18 protein-coding genes are annotated in these 17,240 nt (G+C 66.9%); 12 read left to right on the plus strand and 6 right to left on the minus strand.

Going from position 1 to position 17,240, the window contains the following annotated elements:
- Positions 1 to 18: 18 nt before the first annotated feature.
- From F1609_RS14495 to F1609_RS14550, 12 genes are all read left to right on the plus strand, one after another.
- Complete coding sequence (locus F1609_RS14495) at positions 19 to 621, plus strand: hypothetical protein (protein WP_167077123.1); 603 nt, start codon at positions 19 to 21, stop codon at positions 619 to 621.
- Positions 622 to 692: 71 nt separating this feature from the next.
- On the plus strand, positions 693 to 1,394 hold the full coding sequence (locus F1609_RS14500) for a hypothetical protein (protein ID WP_167077124.1): 702 nt from the start codon (positions 693 to 695) through the stop codon (positions 1,392 to 1,394).
- A gap of 5 nt (positions 1,395 to 1,399) precedes the next feature.
- The gene (locus F1609_RS14505; protein ID WP_167077125.1) at positions 1,400 to 2,719 is read left to right on the plus strand and encodes a hypothetical protein; all 1,320 of its coding nucleotides are present in this window, start codon (positions 1,400 to 1,402) and stop codon (positions 2,717 to 2,719) included.
- Positions 2,720 to 2,729: 10 nt separating this feature from the next.
- Positions 2,730 to 4,838 carry a carboxypeptidase-like regulatory domain-containing protein gene (locus F1609_RS14510; RefSeq protein WP_167077126.1) on the plus strand — a complete coding sequence of 703 codons (2,109 nt, stop codon included), beginning with the start codon at positions 2,730 to 2,732 and terminating at the stop codon, positions 4,836 to 4,838.
- A gap of 3 nt (positions 4,839 to 4,841) precedes the next feature.
- On the plus strand, positions 4,842 to 5,915 hold the full coding sequence (locus F1609_RS14515; protein WP_167077127.1) for an aminotransferase class I/II-fold pyridoxal phosphate-dependent enzyme: 1,074 nt from the start codon (positions 4,842 to 4,844) through the stop codon (positions 5,913 to 5,915).
- On the plus strand, positions 5,899 to 6,519 hold the full coding sequence (locus F1609_RS14520; RefSeq protein WP_167077128.1) for a GIY-YIG nuclease family protein: 621 nt from the start codon (positions 5,899 to 5,901) through the stop codon (positions 6,517 to 6,519). Before F1609_RS14515 ends, F1609_RS14520 begins: the two co-directional genes overlap by 17 nt.
- Before the next feature lie 26 nt (positions 6,520 to 6,545).
- The gene (locus F1609_RS14525) at positions 6,546 to 7,190 is read left to right on the plus strand and encodes a hypothetical protein (protein ID WP_167077129.1); all 645 of its coding nucleotides are present in this window, start codon (positions 6,546 to 6,548) and stop codon (positions 7,188 to 7,190) included.
- A complete protein-coding gene (locus F1609_RS14530) occupies positions 7,187 to 7,912 on the plus strand; it encodes an amidohydrolase family protein (protein ID WP_167077130.1) in 726 nt (241 codons plus the stop codon). The genes F1609_RS14525 and F1609_RS14530 overlap by 4 nt, the downstream gene beginning before the upstream one ends.
- A gap of 210 nt (positions 7,913 to 8,122) precedes the next feature.
- The gene (locus F1609_RS14535) at positions 8,123 to 8,695 is read left to right on the plus strand and encodes a hypothetical protein (protein ID WP_167077036.1); all 573 of its coding nucleotides are present in this window, start codon (positions 8,123 to 8,125) and stop codon (positions 8,693 to 8,695) included.
- Positions 8,696 to 8,762: 67 nt separating this feature from the next.
- Positions 8,763 to 9,281, plus strand: coding sequence for a hypothetical protein (locus tag F1609_RS14540; RefSeq protein WP_167077131.1), 519 nt, complete (start codon positions 8,763 to 8,765; stop codon positions 9,279 to 9,281).
- 84 nt (positions 9,282 to 9,365) lie between these two features.
- Positions 9,366 to 10,478: a SagB/ThcOx family dehydrogenase gene (locus F1609_RS14545; RefSeq protein WP_167077132.1), complete on the plus strand. Its 1,113-nt coding sequence runs from the start codon at positions 9,366 to 9,368 to the stop codon at positions 10,476 to 10,478.
- On the plus strand, positions 10,475 to 10,960 hold the full coding sequence (locus tag F1609_RS14550; RefSeq protein WP_167077133.1) for a GNAT family N-acetyltransferase: 486 nt from the start codon (positions 10,475 to 10,477) through the stop codon (positions 10,958 to 10,960). Before F1609_RS14545 ends, F1609_RS14550 begins: the two co-directional genes overlap by 4 nt.
- Before the next feature lie 4 nt (positions 10,961 to 10,964).
- Here F1609_RS14550 and F1609_RS14555 read toward each other — a convergent pair whose 3' ends face one another.
- The 6 genes from F1609_RS14555 to F1609_RS14580 all read right to left on the minus strand — a co-directional run bounded on the left by F1609_RS14555 (position 10,965) and on the right by F1609_RS14580 (position 17,110).
- Positions 10,965 to 12,326, minus strand: coding sequence for a sigma-54-dependent transcriptional regulator (locus F1609_RS14555; RefSeq protein ID WP_167077134.1), 1,362 nt, complete (start codon positions 12,324 to 12,326; stop codon positions 10,965 to 10,967).
- 190 nt (positions 12,327 to 12,516) lie between these two features.
- Positions 12,517 to 12,957 (minus strand): hypothetical protein, encoded by a 441-nt coding sequence (locus tag F1609_RS14560; protein ID WP_167077135.1) that lies wholly within the window; start codon positions 12,955 to 12,957, stop codon positions 12,517 to 12,519.
- Positions 12,954 to 13,388 carry a CC0125/CC1285 family lipoprotein gene (locus F1609_RS14565; protein WP_167077136.1) on the minus strand — a complete coding sequence of 145 codons (435 nt, stop codon included), beginning with the start codon at positions 13,386 to 13,388 and terminating at the stop codon, positions 12,954 to 12,956. The genes F1609_RS14560 and F1609_RS14565 overlap by 4 nt, the downstream gene beginning before the upstream one ends.
- 33 nt (positions 13,389 to 13,421) lie before the next feature.
- Positions 13,422 to 13,961: a hypothetical protein gene (locus F1609_RS14570; RefSeq protein WP_167077137.1), complete on the minus strand. Its 540-nt coding sequence runs from the start codon at positions 13,959 to 13,961 to the stop codon at positions 13,422 to 13,424.
- A 312-nt stretch (positions 13,962 to 14,273) separates the two neighbouring features.
- Positions 14,274 to 15,698, minus strand: a complete 1,425-nt coding sequence (locus F1609_RS14575) for a M16 family metallopeptidase (protein ID WP_167077138.1) — start codon at positions 15,696 to 15,698, stop codon at positions 14,274 to 14,276.
- A gap of 11 nt (positions 15,699 to 15,709) precedes the next feature.
- Entirely contained in the window at positions 15,710 to 17,110 is a 1,401-nt protein-coding gene (locus F1609_RS14580) for a M16 family metallopeptidase (RefSeq protein WP_229421888.1), read from the minus strand.
- Positions 17,111 to 17,240 lie beyond the last annotated feature (130 nt).

Consider the following 17,240-nt stretch of genomic DNA (forward strand, 5'->3'; position numbering starts at 1 on the left):
TTGTTAAAGGGGCTGTCCGTGAACCGTCGCCTGCTTGAATACAGTCCGGTGTTCGACATCTTCACCAACGCCGCGCCGCGCCCGGGCGAACAGGAGTTCGATACCGCGCCGCTGCCGGACGACAGCGCCGACCTGGCGCTGGCCGCCGAACTGCTCGAAGCGGCCGAGCCGGTTGCGCTGCGGCGGGTGCTGAACCGCGCCATCGCCGGCGCCGGTGTGCTCGGTGCGCGCGTGGCCCGGTCGCCGATGGGACCCTTGCTGGTGACCGAACTTGAGCGCGCCTTGCAGCCGATCCTGTCGCCGCAGCGCCGCGCGGCGTCTGGCGCCAGCGCAAAAACGGTGAGCATCCATCTCGGTGCGCGCATGTTCGGCCTCGAACTCGAAGGCCTGAGCGCCGAAGACAAGGAATTCGTGCTGGCGCGCCAGCTGGTGCGCCTGGCCGACGCCGCCGCGCGCCACGCCGGCAATGCACGCAGCGCGTCGCCGCGATCCGCGCGCGCCGCTGTGCAAGCGGCCGCGCGCCGCTACGCACCGGGCCTGCTGCCGCACGTGCACGCGCGTCCGGCCACGCAAGGCCGCTGGACCCGCCAGGCGGGCCAACTGATTCTTCACGATTGCTGATCCGGAAGGATTGTCCATCCGGGCACTGTGTTGTTTTACTTCGTTGTTTCACTTTTCTAAAGGAGCGCATCATGCATGACATCGACCGTACGACAATGGAATATGGCCAGGAAACCTCCAGCTTCGAGGGCGAACAGTTCGAATTCGGGCAGGGCGAGTGGAGCGGCGAATCCGGCCTGAACGAACAGCAGGAAGCCGAATACGCACAGGAACTGCTGAACGTGAACAGCGAAGCGGAACTCGACCAGTTCCTGGGCGACTTCATTCGCAAGGTCGGCGCCACCGCCGGGCGCGTGATCCGCTCGCCGGTCGGGCAGGCCGTTGGCGGCGTGCTCAAAGGCGTGGCCAAAAAAGCGCTGCCGCTGGCCGGTGGCGCCATCGGCGGCTACTTCGGCGGACCGCTGGGCGCCAAGATCGGCAGCGGCCTGGCTTCGGCCGCCGGCGGCGCGCTCGGACTGGAAGCCGAAATGAGCGGCGAAGACCGCGAGTACGAAGGCGCGCGCCAGTTCGTGCGCCTGGCCGCCGACACGGTGCAGAAAGCGTCGCAGGCATCCGGCTCGGGCGACCCGCGCGCGATCGCCCAGAATGCGGCCATGGCGGCGGCGCGCCAGCACGCACCGGGCCTGCTCAAGCGCGGCGCCTCCGGTGGCGGCTGCGGCAGCTGCGGCGGTGGCATGGCGCAGCAGGGCGGCGGCATGGGTGCCGGCGGCGGGCGTGGCGCCAGCGGACGCTGGAGCCGCCAGGGCAACAAGATCGTCATCTACGGCGCTTGAACACCATGAGCCCGTATGCCGCGTCGCTGCTCGAACAGGAAGCGCGTTCCCTGCAAACCAGGCTGGCGCGGGTCCGCCCCTTTGCCCTGATCGAGCCCATGGTGCCGGCGGCCGCGCTGCTGCCGTCGGCCCAGTCGGCGCTCGAGCACTACCTGGTTACGGGGCGGCGCGAGCTGCAGGCGCTGGTGGCAGCCTTCCAGCACTGGCTGGCCGGCGCGCGCGAGAACGCCACGGCGGCCGAGGCGCAGCGCCGGTTCACCTTCCTGCGCCTCAAATTCAATGCCACGCTGACCCAGTTCGACCTGTTCAACGACGTCATCACCCAGCGCAGCGAGCACGAAAACGGGGTCTGGCTGTCGGGTCTCGACGCGGTCGCGGCCGACGCCCTGGCGCTGCCGGGCAGCTACTACCGCATGCCGCCCGTGGTCTGCTATCTGGACCGGGGGCCGGGTGCGGCGATCCGGCGCGCGCGCACCCGCTTGCCGGGCGGCGGCGAGAACCCGGTGGCGGTGGTGCGGGTGCCGCGCGAACGCATGATCGGCAGCGGCATCGCATCCTCGCTGATCCACGAGGTCGGGCACCAGGGCGCGGCCCTGCTCGACCTGGTCAACTCGCTGCGCCCCGAACTGCAGGCGATGCAGCAAAGCGACGCGGCCCAGCGCGACACGTGGCAGTGGTGGAAACGCTGGATTTCCGAAATCGTGGCCGACTTCTGGTCGGTGGCGCGGGTCGGCGTGGTCTCCACCCTGGGCCTGATCGGGGTGGTCAGCCTGCCGCGCGTGTTCGTGTTTCGCCTCAGTCCCGACGACCCGCATCCGATTCCCTGGATCCGCGTGATGCTCAGTTGCGCGATGGGGCAGGCCTTGTACCCGCATCCGCAGTGGGAGCGCCTGGCCAACGTGTGGCACGACTACTACCCGAGCGCCACCCTGGCGCCGGAGACGATCGATCTGTTGGGGCGGCTGCGGCGCGGCATGCCGGCCTTCGTGCAGCTGCTGGTGCGCCACAAGCCGGCGGCGCTGCGCGGCAAGACCCTGCCCGAGGTACTCGACGTGGCGTCTCGCCAGCCGGCGCTGCTGTCGTCGCTGTACCGGCGCTGGGAAAACGCGCCGGCGCAGATGTACCGCGCCCCGCCATCGCTGGTGTTCGCGGTGCTGGGCCAGGCGCGCGCCGATGGCCTGGTCGGGCCGGAAGACGAAAACGTCCTGCTGGCCAAACTGCTGACCCACTGGGCGCTGCGCAGCACGCTCGACACCAGCTTCCTGTGCGCCTCGCTGGACGCGCCAGCGCAGGCGCTTCCCCGGGCACCTTTGACTTTCCACTGAGGAGAATGACATGAGCAGCAAGAACCATCTGAAGGAAGCCCGTAGCGGGTCGCTCGAGGTGACCGTGCACGAGGCCCAGACCGGCGCGCCGGTGTCGAATGGCGCGGTCAGCGTGTACCGCCACCCGGAGGGCATCGACAGTTTCGAAGCGGCCCGCTGGACGCCGTCGTACGACCAGCTCGAAGCGAGCGCCGTCACCGGCAGCGGCGGCGAGGCCACGGTGGCCAACCTGGCGCCGGGCAGCTACGTGGTGGTGTACGAACACTACCCGCTGACCGAACCGCGCTGCGTGAAGGTCGACGGCGGCTGCCGCGCCGTGGTCTGCTTCCAGCTGGCGCTGGAACTGCGCGCCGAACTCAGTTACGAAACCGTCGATTGCCAGGCCAATACCTGCAGCGTGGCGCGGGTGGCGGACCGGGTGGTGGCGACCATCCGTTTTTCCGGTAACCAGTCCGACCTCAAGCCGCATGTGCGGGTCATGCCCACCCCCGGCTGGATCGCGCGCGAGGACGATCCGTACGTGCTCTCGCGCGTGGTGCGCCACGCCGGGCCGCAGCAGTTCGAGGCGGTGCTGGCGTTCGAGCGCCGGCCCTCGGCGGGGGCGCTGGCGCCGGGCATCAACATGGCGCCGCTGGCCGCGCCGGCCATGATCGGCATCCGCCAGGGCTTCGTGGCCGACGAGCGCACGCCCAGTCCGATCTCGGGCAATATCGGCGTGTCGATGACGCGCACCGAGACCGAGCCGACCGACGACCTGCCGCTATGGACCCTGATCCGCAACAGCACCGATGCGATGTCGTTTACGAACTACCTGAACTTCATGGATGCGCTGTTCTGCACCCCGGCCAACCGCGGCCCGGCGTTCGAGGCCAAGAGCCAGCTGTTCGAGCAGCTGCGCCAGCGCCGCGCCTTGCCCTTCAACGATTCGGAAGCTTATCGCGTGCTGAAGGTGGCGACCGAGGCGTTCGTGATGGTCAACTGCGGGGTCCTGAGCCAGCCGAACATGTTCAATCCGGCCGAAGACCAGGCCTATCTGGACCGGCGCGACATTCCGGCCACGCGCGACCTGGAAACCACCTTCAACGCCGACTATCTGGAGACCACGGTGGACGGCACCAAGGTGTTGCCGTACCTGGCGATCATCAGGCGCAAGCTGCCCGACGTGCCGATCCACCTGCTGCGCGGGATCGAGGGCGAAGCCGACATGTGCTTCGGCATCGTCCAGCAAAAGCTGGCCAATCCCTGCCTGCTGGAGCTGATCTGGTCCTACTGGCACGAAGAGGGCATGCTGGTGCAGACCATGAACGCGATCACCCAGCGCTTCCAGAACGTGCGTGCGCCGGGCCGCGACGACCCGCTGGCGAACCTCGAGATCGATCCGCTGCGGCCCTTGAATAACCTGATCTGGGGCTACACGCAGGACGAACAGCATCGCCTCACCGTGGTGCGCCGCAATTACGAGTACGACCACCACTACGGCGTGCGGCTCGATGGCAAGGCGGTCCAGCATTTCCGCCCGGCCGACACGCGCTCCAAGTTCCTCGAAGCGTTCCACTACCTGCTGCGCCTGTGCACCGCGTTCTACCGCCAGGATGACGACACCACCGTCAAGGCCGACGCCTTCCCGGTCTTGAACGGACTGAAAGAAGTGCACCTGATCCTGTCGCAGGGCGCGCACAACCAGTTCGGCGACCTGCCGTCGACGGCGCGCATCGAAATGCTGATGCAGCAGTGGATGCTGGCGCGGCCCGAGTTCCGCGAATTCCTGCCGACCCGCATCATGGTCGCCTATCCCGAGCCGTGGATGGACCGGGTCGACGCCATGAAAAAGCTGCAGGGATGGTCCGATACCAGCGTGATGCATTTCCGCAGCCTGGCCATGTTCGGCGAACAGGTGCTGCTGTCGGTGCGCTACGGCGCCTGGAGCGACATCTACGAGCCCACCCAGGCCTTCAACTGGGCGCGCTTCTGGCGCCCGCAGATCCAGGGCTACATCCACGCCTACCGCGCCGCCACCGGCGTGGACCTCACGGTGGACGCGCGCGATCCGAAAGCGGAAGGCACCTTGCCCTCGATCCTGCTGCGCCGCCGCCTCGAGCAGCAAGCGCGGATGGCCTAGGCCATGCTCGACTTTTCCAGCGCCCTGTATCTCGGCATGCGCCATCCCAGCGCGGAGCTGGGCGGCTGGGACGCGCTGACCCTGGGCCGGCCGGCGGCCAGCAGGGAGCCGCCCGGCGCCGCGCAATTGGCGCAAGCGCTGGCGCTGCTGTGCGGCTGCCAGGCGGCGACCCTGCTGCCATCGACCCTGCACCTGTTCTGCGACCTGTTCGAGCTGCTGGCGCGCGAGCCGCTGGCGATCCTGGTCGACGGCGCCAGCTACCCGATCGCGCGCTCCGGCGCCGAACGCGCGGCGGCGCGCGGCACGCCGCTGACGGTGTTCGCGCATGCCGACGTGGACGGCGCGCGCAGGCTGGCCACGGCGGCGCGCAGGCAGGGCCGGCGCCCGCTGATCCTGGCCGACGGCCATGTGCCCGGCGCGCCACGGCCACCGCCGCTGGCCGCCTACGCGGCCTTGATGCGCGAGGCGGGCGGCTGGCTGGTGCTCGACGACACCCAGGTCATCGGCCTGTGCGGCGAGGACGGGGGCGGTTCGCTGCGGCGGCATGGCGTGGCGGGGCCGCATGTGGTGGCCGGCAGTTCGCTCTCGAAAGCGTTCGGCGCGCCGCTGGCGGTGCTGTGCGCCAGCGCGCAGCTGGTGCGCCGTTTCGGGCAGGCGAGCCAGTCGCGCGTGCATGCCAGTCCGCCATCGGTGGCGGCGATCCGGGCCGCGCTGGCGGCGCTGCGCATCAACCGCGCGCAGGGCGACCGGCTGCGGCGGCGCTTGTGGCGCCGCGTGGCGCAGTGGCGCCTTGGAGCGGTCAGGCATGGCATTGCGCTGCGTGCGGGTGCGTTTCCGGTGCAGACGCTCGCGCCCCGGCGCGGCATCGACAGTGTGGCGCTGCACGCCTGCCTGCGCCACGCCGGGGTCGACGCGGTGCTGCAACGCGCGGGCGCGCAGGCCGCGCTCAGTTTCATCGTCACGGCGCGCCATGCGCCGCACGAGATCGAACGCGCACTGGCGCTGCTGGCGGCCTGCCTGCGCGCGCAGGCGCCGTCAGGCAGGCAGACAAGGAGGGAATATGCATACGGAATTTGAGATGGTGGCTTTCGAGATGGAACAAGAGCGAGGCGGGCGCCGCGCTGGAGCGGGGCGAGGGCCACGGCCGTCGCCGGGCCGCGCCTTTCCGGCCAGGCCGCGCCGGCCGGCGTGGGGCGGCTGGCGCTATCCGGTGCTGGCGCCGTGGCCCGAACCGGCGTATTACCCGGACGAGGATGACGAACCGCAGGATGAACAGCCCACCAGCATCGCGCCCGCGCTGGCCAGGATGAGCGCTGCGCCAGCGTACCAGTCCTACGGCCCGCTGCGCGACGCGGTAGCCAGGGTGGGAGCGAAGCTCGCTGGCCTGTATCTGATCGAGTTCGATGGCCCGGCGGGCAAGCGTGCTTACAGCGGCCAGAGCGACGACGTGGGGCGGCGCCTGCGCCAGCATCTGCTGTGCGCCACCATGCTGGGGCTTGACGTGGGCAAGCACCGGGTGTTCGTGGCGCCGGCGCCGTCGGCGGCCGCGCGCCGCAAGACCGAGAAGGACCTGCACACGAAGATGGATGTCAAAAAACGCAAGCCGGGCGATCCGCCGGGCGTGCTGACCAACCAGCGCAAGGAACTGGAGGCCGAACTGCTCGGCGAGTTCTGGGGCTAACGCTTCATCAACCGAAGGAGATCATCATGCAAGAATCAGGATGTGGATGCGCCAAATGCCGCCAGGCTGCGTCGGGCGAACTGGAAGTGATGGAGTTCGAAGCGCCCGGCCCCTTCGGGGAGCAGGAGGAAATCGCGCTGGCGATGGAGTTGATGTCGGTCGCCAGCGAGGAAGAACTGGAGCAGTTCCTCGGCAAGATGTTCAAGGGGATCTGGAAGGGCGTGAAAAAGGTCGGCTCCGTCATCGGCAAGGTCGCCAAGCCGCTCGGCGGGGTGCTCAAGGGCCTGGCCAAGACCGCGCTGCCGTTCGTGGGCAAGGCGCTCGGTTCCTTCATTCCGATTCCGGGTGTCGGCACGATGCTTGGCGGGGCGCTCGGGAGTGCCGTCGCCAAGGCGCTGGAGATGGAGGCGGCCGGTCTCGATGGCGAAGAACGCGAGCTGGACATGGCGCGCCGCTTCGTGCGCATCGCCGGCACCGCCGCCCAGCAGGCCGGCATGGCGGGGCAGGGCATGGACCCGCAGCGCGCCGCGCGCGACGCGGTCGACGCTGCGCTGCGCTGCCACCTGCCGCGCATGCGCCAGCCGGGATCGGCCAGCGCCAGCGCCATTGATCGCGCCAACAGCGGCACCTGGCGCCGCCAGGGGCGCGGCCAGATCGTGCTCGATCTATGATCATCGATTGCCACTGTCACGCGGGCCAGGGCGACGGCTTTTCCGGCCCGTGGGACAGCGACGCCGGCCTCGAACGCTATCTGGCGCGGGCGCGCCGGGCCGGTATTGCGCGCACCGTGCTGCTGGCCGCGTTCCACTCCGACTACGCGCAGGCCAACCGCAGCGTGGCGCGCATCGTGGCGGCCGATCCGGGGCGCTTCTACGGCTTCGCGTTTGTGCATGCGCAGCGCGACCGCGGGCGCGTGCGCGCGCTGGTGCGGGTGGCCGTCGAGGAGTACGGTTTCGTAGGCATCAAGCTGCACCGGCACGATGCCCGCATCTCGCGCGAGGTGTGCGAGACGGCGCGCTTCTTTCGCTTGCCGGTGCTGTACGACGTGACCGGCGAGGTGGCGGTGGCCGAACTGCTGGCCAGCCAGTTCCCGGACGTGAATTTCATTTTGCCGCACCTGGGCAGCTTCGCCGACGACTGGAGTGCGCAGCTGGCGCTGGTGGACCATCTGGCGCGCCACCGCAATATTTATGCAGACAGCGCCGGCGTGCGCCGCTTCGACCTGCTGGAGATGGCAGTGCGCCGCGCCGGCGCGCACAAGCTGCTGTTCGGATCCGACGGGCCGTGGCTGCATCCGGGCGTGGAGCTGGCCAAGATCGGCATGCTTGGCCTGGCGCCGGACGACGAGGCGCTGGTGCTGGGGCAAAACCTGCTGCGCCTGATCGGGCACTGAGCGATCCGGCGCGCTTCCAAGCCCGGTGGTCAGGATATCAAGCTCATTGTTCAGACAGGTACCTCGACCGATCAAGCGTGGAAGAATGACGTGGCGCTTCGGAGTTGATCGAGATTATGACGCTGAAAATCAGCTTCGGATAGCTGCACTGATTACCAACAGGTTGGCGGCTCGTTTCAGAACGACTCATCTCTTCGACAGGAAATCATCATGGCAGACTTCGCTCAACACCATCCCGCTTTTGCTTCGCACCATCCTTCCTTGGCCGTACATCATCCATCGCTCGCCGTACATCACCCATCGCTGGCGCTGCACCATCCTTCGCTGGCTGCGCACCATCCATCCGTGGCGGCCCATCATCCGTCGCTGGCGGTGCAAGATCCATCCCAGGCCTTGGCGGCGCACCATCCTTCACTGGCCGCGCACCATCCATCCCAGGCCGTGGCGGTGCACCATCCCTCGCTGGCGATGCACCATCCATCCGTGGCGGCACATCATCCATCGCTGGCGGTGCAAGATCCATCCCAGGCCTTGGCGGTACACCATCCTTCGCTGGCGGCGCATCATCCATCGGTGGCGGCACACCATCCTTCGCTGGCGGCGCACCATCCATCCGTGGCGGCGCACCATCCATCGCTGGCGGCGCACCATCCATCGGTGGCGGCGCACCATCCATCGCTGGCCGTGCATCATCCATCGCTGGCTACCCCACTACCCGCGCTGGCAACCCATCATCCGTCGCTGGCCTATCATCATCCATCGCTGACCGGGATCGTGTACTGATCCGGTCATCCAGCACGCCCGCCGCTGCCGGGGCGGGCCGATTGCCGCTTTTTCAGGAGTCAGTTTCATGCCAAATCCAAAAGACCCGACAGATAAGAAAATCCCCGATCCCGAAACATCCTCCGCGCCGACCGACGCGCCGATCAGCGAAGAGACGAGCGCTGCCATCCGCAACGCGGTGCATGAATTTTCCGAACTCGTCAAAAACTACGGCGGCACCAGCGGCGACCGCTTTGTATTGAGCGCACTGCTGCACCCCGAGGTCCAGCAGTGTTTTGCGCGCCGCATGCAGGCGAAGGATATGTTCATCGCCGTCCAGTGCATGCCTTCGATTGCCGAAGAAGTGCATGTCATGTTCGATTTCCGCTGCACTCCGCCGCGGATCAGCTTGATTCCTGTCCGCTTTCTCGCCGTGCTCGATGCCTATACCGGCCGCCTGGTTCGCGTCGTCGATCCCTACAATGCCCTGATCGCCCAGCAAGAGGCAGGCGCGCGTCCCGTCAATGCGGGCGCGCCCGGCCAGGCGCCGCCATCGCCTTTTTCCACGTTTGTCGGGAACGGCTTGTACCCGGACCTGCGCCGCTGACGGCCGCGCCAGCTCTTACGCTGTTCCAGGTGTTGCGACTCTTGCAGCACATCGATTCACAGTTCCCGCCAGAAGGAAACGTTGATGATCAGACGCGCACGCAGCATCATATTGCGATATTCGAACGCTGCCCTCATTGCCGAAAATTACGTCGCTAAAACCGAGATCGCGCTGTCCGAGCTGGGTCGCTGGATACTCGCCTCCTGCGACCAGTGGAGTCATCCCTACGCCCTGTACAGTGCATTGCCCGAGGCGATGCATGCGGCGCTCGGGCGCGAAATCGCCTTGTTGACGTCGGCTTCCTTGCTGGTCTGCCTGCACAGCCCGGCGGCCGCGCAGGACCAGGAATACGAAGAGCGCTTCGCCTGGGGGGCGGTGGCCGGCTACTATCATTTTTCGATTCGCGGCACCGAGTACATGGATCCCGCCCAGAGCGCCTCGCGCCTGGTCGAGAAATCGATCACGACCGATGCGGTCGCGCTGCACCAGGATAATCAGGGCTACGCGGCAATCACCAGTTTGCCGCGCCCCGAGCTGGAGTCGGACGCGCTCTCGCTCATGTGCCGGCGGCGCAGTTATCGCGGCTTCTCGGACCAGCCGCTGCGGCTCGATCATCTGTCCGAATGCCTGTTCGCCGGGCTTGGCATCACCGGCTTCGTCAAGCCGTTTGCGCAATCGCCGGAACAACTGCCCTTCAAGCTGACTCCCTCCGGCGGCGGACGCAATCCCTACGAGGCGTTCGTGTATGCCCGCCGCGTCGATGGGCTGGCGCCCGGGGTCTATCATTACAGTGCCAGCGAGCACTCGCTCGGGCTGGTGAACGACCAGGATCTTCCCTCGGTCGCGGAGGTGCTGGCGGGGCAGCGCTGGTTCGAGCACACGGCCGCGCTGGTGGTGCTGGTGGCGCATTTCGAGCGGACGATGTGGAAGTATCCGCACCCAACCGGCTATCGTGTGGTCTTGCTGGAAGCGGGACACATCGCGCAAAACATCCTGCTGGCGGCGACCGCGCGCGGCCTGGCCTGTACGCCAACCTGCGCCATCGATGACCGCCAGGCGGTCCGCTTGACCAAGTGTGCGCAGCTGACCCAAAGCCACGTCTATACTATCGCCCTGGGCAACCGTTCGATCATTCCCACCGTGATGGATCCACTCCATATTGAACCCAACAGCAGTTCGCCGGTAGTGCCGGGATGACGGCGGCAGTCGTCCTGCGTCCGATGTCGGGCGCCAGTTTCGATGCCTACGCCGTGCGCGCCATCCCCCTGCTTGCCGAGGCACAGTCGCGTGCCTACGGCAGCAGCGCCGAGGCTGCCCGTGCCAGTGCCGAGGCCGCCTTTTTCAAGATCTGCGCGGATGCGGAGCCGGAAGCGAGCGGGCAGCACCTGTACGTCATCGAGGCCGCCGGTGTGGACGTTGGCGCGCTCTGGTTCGAACTGCGCCAGGCCGCGCGGGACCCCTATGTGTACCTGTACGACTGGGTGATCTGGCCGGAGTATCGCGGCCAGGGCTCGGGCAGCGCGGCCATGCGTCTGCTCGAACAGCGCGCGCGCGCGCTCGGGGCGCGCAGGATCATGCTCAATGTGTTCAACGACAACCGGTTCGCTGCCGATCTTTACCGGCGGTACGGCTTCGGACCCGCGTCCAGCATCCTGGTCAAGCCGATTCCGAACGACTAAGAATTCAGTGAGCGTCGGCCCAGGCCTTGCGGCGGATCTGCAAGGCGCGGTCGGTTACGCCCAGGCGCAGCGCGGCGCGCTGGTTGTTGTCGCCTTCCTGTTCCAGCACCAGCTGGATCGCGATGTCGGCGGCGGCCTGGCTGATGCGCGCCAGGCCGATGCGCAGGTCGATCGCGGCGCGGATCGCGCTTTCGAAGCGGATATCGGGCCAGCAGGCCGGCGCGCCCTGCGCGGGCCGCTCGTCGGGCGCCAGGTCGCCGATGGTGATCGGACCGGGGCCGCTGTGGCGGTACCACAGCCGCGCCACGGTCTGGCGCAGTTCGCGCACGTTGCCGGGGTAGTCGCGCAGCAGCAGGTATTCGCGCACGGCGTCGTCGAATCCGCAGGCCGCGCCGGGGCCGGCCAGCAGCGCCAGGAAGTGCTGCGCCAGTGGCAGCACGTCGTCGCCGCGTTCGCGCAGGGGCGGGGTGCGGCAGCGCCAGGCGGCGATGCGGTGGTACAGGTCGGCCCTGAAGCGCCCGTTCGCCACCTCGTCTTCCAGGCTGCGGTTGGTGGCGCACACCAGCCGGAAGCGCGAGCGCTGCCAGGTATTGCTGCCGACCCGTTTATAGGTGTGCTCCTGCAGCACGCGCAGCAGCTGCGCTTGCAGCGGCAGGGGCAGCTCGCCCACTTCGTCGAGGAACAGCACGCCGCCGTCGGCCAGCGCAAAAGCGCCGTCGCGCGCGTTGGCGGCGCCGGTGAACGCGCCGCGCTCATGACCGAACAGTTCGCTGCCGGCCAGTTCGGGCGTGAGCGTGGTGCAGTCGAGTACGACGAGCTCGCCGCGCCCGCCGAGGCGGTGGATCAGTTGCGCGACCTGGTCCTTGCCGGTGCCGGTTTCGCCAGTGATCAGGACCGGCGACTCGGTAAAAGCCGCCACCTCGACCACGCTGTGCACCAGCGCGCGCCAGGCCGGGCTGGCGCCGACCAGGGTGCTGCGCACCTCGGGCGAGCCGGCCAGGCGCTGGAGGGCGTCGCGCCGCTCCAGCCGGGCCTGGATGCGGGCGGCGTCGGCGGCGGCGTCGGTCCAGTTGAGCACGTCGAAAGCGCCGGCCTCGAGCAAGGCCCACATGTCGGCCGTGGCCGGGGGGCGCGCGCCGACGGCGATGGCCAGCACGCTGGCGCCGGCGGCCAGGCTGCGCACCCGCTCCAGCACGGCGGCGTCGACGCCGTCAAGCAGGGCCAGGCCGAAGCCGGAGGGGCGGGCGCCGCCGGGAGCCGGCTGCAATCCGGCCTGTTCCAGCGCCGCCGTGACCTTGGCGCACAGGGCGGCGCTGACGTGTTCGAAAGCGTGGATCCAGAGCGGGAGGTGCAGTCGGGCTTGCATGCGCGTCGTTCCCTCGGTCAAAGAAAGTTGCACAATGTTTGACAAGGCTCAAAGGTTGGTTGAGCCCCGCTTGCTACAAACAACTATACGTGCTTCTTTCTGCACAAACTTTGATCTGGCTCAATCCCCATTTTGTTGCGCAGAAGTTCGCAACATGGCATGGAATATGCCATCGTTGAGGACGGCCGGTTCAGAGATCGCAGCTGCGCGCTGGCTGCACGCCGGGCGCCAGCCGGACGCCGATGACGGCGCCGGGATCGTCGATGTAAATGGCGGGTTTGCAACGCTCAGCGGCAATTTGCAGGTCGATGCGGTAGCGTTGTCCGGCTTGGGGGATGAAGCTCGCCGCTGCCAGGCATCGTAGTCTGTCTTGATTGTAATAGGCGCCGACGGTCACGCGCGCGCCGGCGGGGATCTGCGCATTGCCGTTGGCGTCGCCCACCAGGCGGTGTCGCTCGCCCTTGGCGCAAATCCATTTGACGATCGTGCCGGAGGCGTCGACCAGCGCCGAGGCATCGGCCGCCATGGGAGCCGAACGGTAGATCGGGGCTTCGCCGCAGCCCGCCGTGCCCGACAGCGCCAGGACAGCCAGGATCGCGCGCCACTTCATCAGCACGGATGTGGGCGTCATCTTGGCTTGCCTTTGACCTTGATCTCGAGCCGGGCGATGACTTCCGCAGCCGACAGCAGGCCGGGCGCATCGTCCTGGAAGGGCACGATGTAGGCGTATGAAAAGGCGCGGCCGCCCACGGTTGAATAGATGGCTTTATCGCTGCGTCGGTCTTTCAACGCCGATGGCAGGTCGTTGTACAGCGCAAAATAGGATTTTCCTTCGCGCTGGGCAATTTCGGCGCTTCTGTAGAGTACCGAGTTGGCGGCCATGTACACGTTGACCCCGCGCGGCCCGATATAGCTGACCTTGATCAGCTTGCCCGGGCCCTGTTCTTCCTGGTAGCCGCCGTCCGACGCGAACAGCACGTGGTTGGTACGTGGGTGGTAGTCGGCGGCACACGCGGCCAGCATCAGCATGAGGGCGAGAGAAAGCGGTTTGATGAGTTTCATGATGAATATTCCAGATATCGCGCTGCGCATACCTTACCTGACCCCGACTCTGATCGACCGGTACCAGCCCTGGCCATTTTTGCTAATGCCGTTCAACGTGTGCATGCAGGAATACGCCGGCCTGGTGGATGGAACCTCGTGGTTGTCCTGATCTACGATGATCATCTCGCAACGTTGCGAGTTGCCGCGTATGTACATGCGGGCATCATAAGTCTGGCCCGCCTTGGGCGTGAAGGTGGCGGTGACGGAACAGCCCGAATTGCCGCCCCACAGAACGTGCGAGGCTCCCATGGCGAAGGTGAATTCCTGCTCAGCTGCAATCTGCTTGCGCGGTATTTCATCGACATCCTCCATCGAAATGGCGCTGTTGATGACATGGCTGGTGCTCGGAGTTCCGCATTCGCTATCGGCGTAAGCAACGGCCATGCCGACGCGCATGCGCGGGGTGGGGGTTTCGTTTTCCATGTACATGACCAGGGTCGCGGTCGGCTTGCTTGGTGGCGGCACGTAGGTGCTACAGGCGGACAGGGACGCGAGCAGCAAGGGCGCGATGACAAGGCGGGTGTTGGGCATGATGATCCGGACGGGCAGTGCGCCTTCAGGTAGTCGATAGGGCGGCATGAAATGAAAACCGCCAGCGCTTGCACGCCGGCGGACCTAGTAATGTGCTCAAGCATGTGGCATGGCGCGCAAGCGGCGCGCCTGATGTAGTTGCCTGACATTATCTCTTACCAAGATAACCAATTGCAACTATTGCTCGAATAAAACGACGTTTGCCTCTAGATGCCAGCGTGATGTGATGCGGCAGGCAAAAAAACGCCGCCGGTGCTTGCGCACAGGCGGCGTTCGGCCCGGCCGGTGAAGCGGCGGCGCGCCCCTGCCGGCTTACTTTTGCTGGACCGTGAATTCGCCGTATTTTTTCAGCTGCTCGGCCACGGCGGCATTGTCGCCCACCACCACCACCGATTGCAGTTCCGGCGCAAAGTACTTCTTGCCCATCTCGCGCACCTGTTGCGGCGTGACTTTCTGGATCAGCGGCACGTACTGGCCGAGGAATTCCGGCGGCAGGCCGATCAGCCAGTTATTGGCCAGCGTCCTGGCCACGGCGGCCTGCATCTGGTTGCTGATCAGGTAGCCGCCCGCCACGTAGCGCTTGTTCATGCTCATTTCCGCTTCCGGCACCAGCTCGGTGCCGATGCGCGTGTACTCGTGCAGGTATTCCTTGAGCGCCTCGCCGGTGACCTCGTTGCGCACATCGGCGCCGCCGACGATGCTGCCGCCGTTGCGGAAGATGCGCGCCCCGGCCGAGGCGCCGTAGGTGTAGCCCTTTTCTTCGCGCAGGTTGAGGTTCACGCGGCTGCTGAAACCGCCGCCGAGGATGGTGCTGGTCAGGCGCAGCGGCACGAAGTCGCTGGCGCTGGCGGCCATGCCCGGGCTGCCCAGGCGCATGGTCGACTGCACGCTGCCGTCGCGCTGGAGGATGATGCGCACCGGCTTGGCGGCCAGGCTGGCGCCCGGCGTCTCGGGCAGGGCCGCGCCCTCGGCCTTCCAGTCGCCGAACGCGGCAGTGGCCAGCTTGAGCGCTTCGGCTTCGTCGATGCGGCCGGTGATCACCAGCAGGCTGCGGTCGGGACGGAAGCGCTTGCCGTGCTCGGCGCGCAGCAATTCCGGCGTGACCGCGCTGATCGATTCCACGCTCGGGCTGGTATTGCCGTATGGGTGCTCGCCGAAGACCACTTTGTTCAGCGCGCGCTCGGCGCGGAAACCCGGGCTGGTCTCGGATACTTTCAGGCCTTCCAGCGCGTTGCCCTTGCCCAGTTCGACTTCCTGCGGCGGGAAGGCCGGCATGCGCGCCACTTCGGCCAGCAGGTCGAGCATCGGGCCGGCGTTCGAGGTCAGCGCGTTGGCCGAGACCACCACGCCGTCGTGGCTGGCGCCGGCGCCGACTTCGCCGCCCAGGCCCTGGGCGGTTTCGGCGATGGCGCGCGAGTCGCGCCTGGTGCTGCCTTCATTGAGCAGGCCGGCCATCAGGTTGGCAAAGCCGGGCAGCTTGCGGTCGTCGGCCGCCAGGCCGGCGCCGCGCACGGCCAGCACGTAGTCCACGCGCGGCAAGCCCTGGCGCGGCACGACCCACACCTGCAGGCCGTTGGCCAGGGTTTTCTTGATGATCCTGGGCGCCGGAATCGGCTTGTCCTTGCCGTACGGCGGCAGCTTGCTGGCGGCCGGGGCCGAGGTTGTTGCAGCGGCGGCGGCTTGCGCGGCGGCAGTGAACAGCAGGGAAATACTCATTGCCAGCATCAGTTTTTTCATGGCGGCTCTCCTTAGTTCTTCACGGGCGTTGGGGCGGCAGGGGCGGCGGCGGGCGCGGCCACGGCGGCGGTCTTGGCGACCGGCTTGCGGTCGATCACGGTACGGTTGGCGCGGGTCAGGTAGGTCCTGGCGACGCGCTGGATGTCTTCCGAGGTCACGCCTTCGATCCAGCCGGGAATCTGGTTGGCCACGTTGGCGTCGCCCCACAGGGTTTGCAGCTTGGCCAGGGTGTCGGCGCGGTCCATGAAGCTTTCCAGGGTGTTGTACCAGTTGGCCAGCATGCGCGTCTTGATGCGCTTGAGCGTGGCCGGGTCGACTCCGCCGGCAGCGACCTTGGCGATTTCTTCATCGATGCCCTTGAGCACGGTGTCGGCGTTGCCGGTCGGCTTGTACAGCGCGAACACGGTAAACAAGGTCGGGCCGTCGAATTCCCACGGGCTGGTCAGCCCGTACAGGTTCTCGATGTTGAGCGCCACTTCGCGCCCCTTGACCAAGCCCTGGTACAGCAGCGAGGCGTCGCCGCCGGCCAGCAGCTCGCCCAGCACCGCCATCGGTGCGAGGTCGTGGCTGCCGCGCGCCGGCATTTTCCAGCCGGCGGCAATGGCCGGCACCTGGGCCAGCGCGTCGCTTTGCTCGATGCGCTTTTCGGCCGTGTTCAGCGGTTCGGAAAAATCGGTCGGCGGCGGGGTCGGGCGTTTCGGGATGGCGGCGAAGTATTTCTGCGCCAGCGCAAAACCCTGGGCCGGGGTCACGTCGCCGGAAATGGCCAGCACCGCATTGTTGGGGCCGTAGTAATCGCGGTGGAAATTGCGCACGTCGTCCAGGCTGGCGCCTTCCAGGTCTTCGAAGCTGCCGTAGCCGTCGTGGTTGTTTTCCCACTTCTGGAACGCTTGCTGGTTGATGTCGATCCACATGAAGCCGCCGTACGGCTGGTTTTTCACGTTGACGCGGATTTCTTCCTTGACCACGTCCTGCTGGTTCTTCAGGGTCTTTTGGTTGAAGTCGAGCGTCTTCATGCGGTCCGCTTCGAGCCACAGGATCGACTCGATCGACGATACCGGCGCGGTCTCTATATAGTTGGTGAAGTCGGGCCGGGTTGATCTGTTGTTGCGCCCGCCGCCGCCGGTGATGGTCTTGTCGAACACGCCCTTCGGTGCATTCGGCGTGCCCTGGAACATCAGGTGCTCGAACAGGTGGGCGAAGCCGGTGCGGTTTCTCGGTTCGAGCCGCATGCCGACGTGGTACACCACGCTCACGCCAACGGTGGGCGAGGTGTGGTCGGGCGAGACGATCACGGTCAGGCCGTTGTCGAGCTTCTTGACGTTGACGGGAACGTTCCAGCTGTCGCTGGTGGCCGCGAATGCGGACAGGGACAGGGAAAGTCCGGCGATGAGAACGGGGAGTTGGCGCATGCGCATGAAAAACCTCACGATAAGTACCTGGGAAACCAGCTCGGCCGCAGTGGCGGTGCCGCTGCATGGCGGAGTATCTTAACGTACGTTGGTTTTTAAGCAAACATATGCATGTGAAAAAAACCCCGCA

Source organism: Massilia aquatica (assembly GCF_011682045.1).
GTDB classification, from domain to species: domain Bacteria; phylum Pseudomonadota; class Gammaproteobacteria; order Burkholderiales; family Burkholderiaceae_D; genus Telluria_A; species Telluria_A aquatica.

Excerpts from the sequence above, each read along its gene's own strand:
- F1609_RS14500 (WP_167077124.1), top strand. The coding sequence starts at position 693 with ATGCATGACATCGACCGTACGACAATGGAATATGGCCAGGAAACCTCC.
- F1609_RS14505 (WP_167077125.1), top strand. The coding sequence starts at position 1,400 with ATGAGCCCGTATGCCGCGTCGCTGCTCGAACAGGAAGCGCGTTCCCTG.
- F1609_RS14510 (WP_167077126.1), top strand. The coding sequence starts at position 2,730 with ATGAGCAGCAAGAACCATCTGAAGGAAGCCCGTAGCGGGTCGCTCGAG.
- F1609_RS14515 (WP_167077127.1), top strand. The coding sequence starts at position 4,842 with ATGCTCGACTTTTCCAGCGCCCTGTATCTCGGCATGCGCCATCCCAGC.
- F1609_RS14520 (WP_167077128.1), top strand. The coding sequence starts at position 5,899 with ATGCATACGGAATTTGAGATGGTGGCTTTCGAGATGGAACAAGAGCGA.
- F1609_RS14525 (WP_167077129.1), top strand. The coding sequence starts at position 6,546 with ATGCAAGAATCAGGATGTGGATGCGCCAAATGCCGCCAGGCTGCGTCG.
- F1609_RS14530 (WP_167077130.1), top strand. The coding sequence starts at position 7,187 with ATGATCATCGATTGCCACTGTCACGCGGGCCAGGGCGACGGCTTTTCC.
- F1609_RS14535 (WP_167077036.1), top strand. The coding sequence starts at position 8,123 with ATGGCAGACTTCGCTCAACACCATCCCGCTTTTGCTTCGCACCATCCT.
- F1609_RS14540 (WP_167077131.1), top strand. The coding sequence starts at position 8,763 with ATGCCAAATCCAAAAGACCCGACAGATAAGAAAATCCCCGATCCCGAA.
- F1609_RS14545 (WP_167077132.1), top strand. The coding sequence starts at position 9,366 with ATGATCAGACGCGCACGCAGCATCATATTGCGATATTCGAACGCTGCC.
- F1609_RS14550 (WP_167077133.1), top strand. The coding sequence starts at position 10,475 with ATGACGGCGGCAGTCGTCCTGCGTCCGATGTCGGGCGCCAGTTTCGAT.
- F1609_RS14555 (WP_167077134.1), bottom strand. The coding sequence starts at position 12,326 with ATGCAAGCCCGACTGCACCTCCCGCTCTGGATCCACGCTTTCGAACAC.
- F1609_RS14560 (WP_167077135.1), bottom strand. The coding sequence starts at position 12,957 with ATGACGCCCACATCCGTGCTGATGAAGTGGCGCGCGATCCTGGCTGTC.
- F1609_RS14565 (WP_167077136.1), bottom strand. The coding sequence starts at position 13,388 with ATGAAACTCATCAAACCGCTTTCTCTCGCCCTCATGCTGATGCTGGCC.
- F1609_RS14570 (WP_167077137.1), bottom strand. The coding sequence starts at position 13,961 with ATGCCCAACACCCGCCTTGTCATCGCGCCCTTGCTGCTCGCGTCCCTG.
- F1609_RS14575 (WP_167077138.1), bottom strand. The coding sequence starts at position 15,698 with ATGAAAAAACTGATGCTGGCAATGAGTATTTCCCTGCTGTTCACTGCC.
- F1609_RS14580 (WP_229421888.1), bottom strand. The coding sequence starts at position 17,110 with ATGCGCCAACTCCCCGTTCTCATCGCCGGACTTTCCCTGTCCCTGTCC.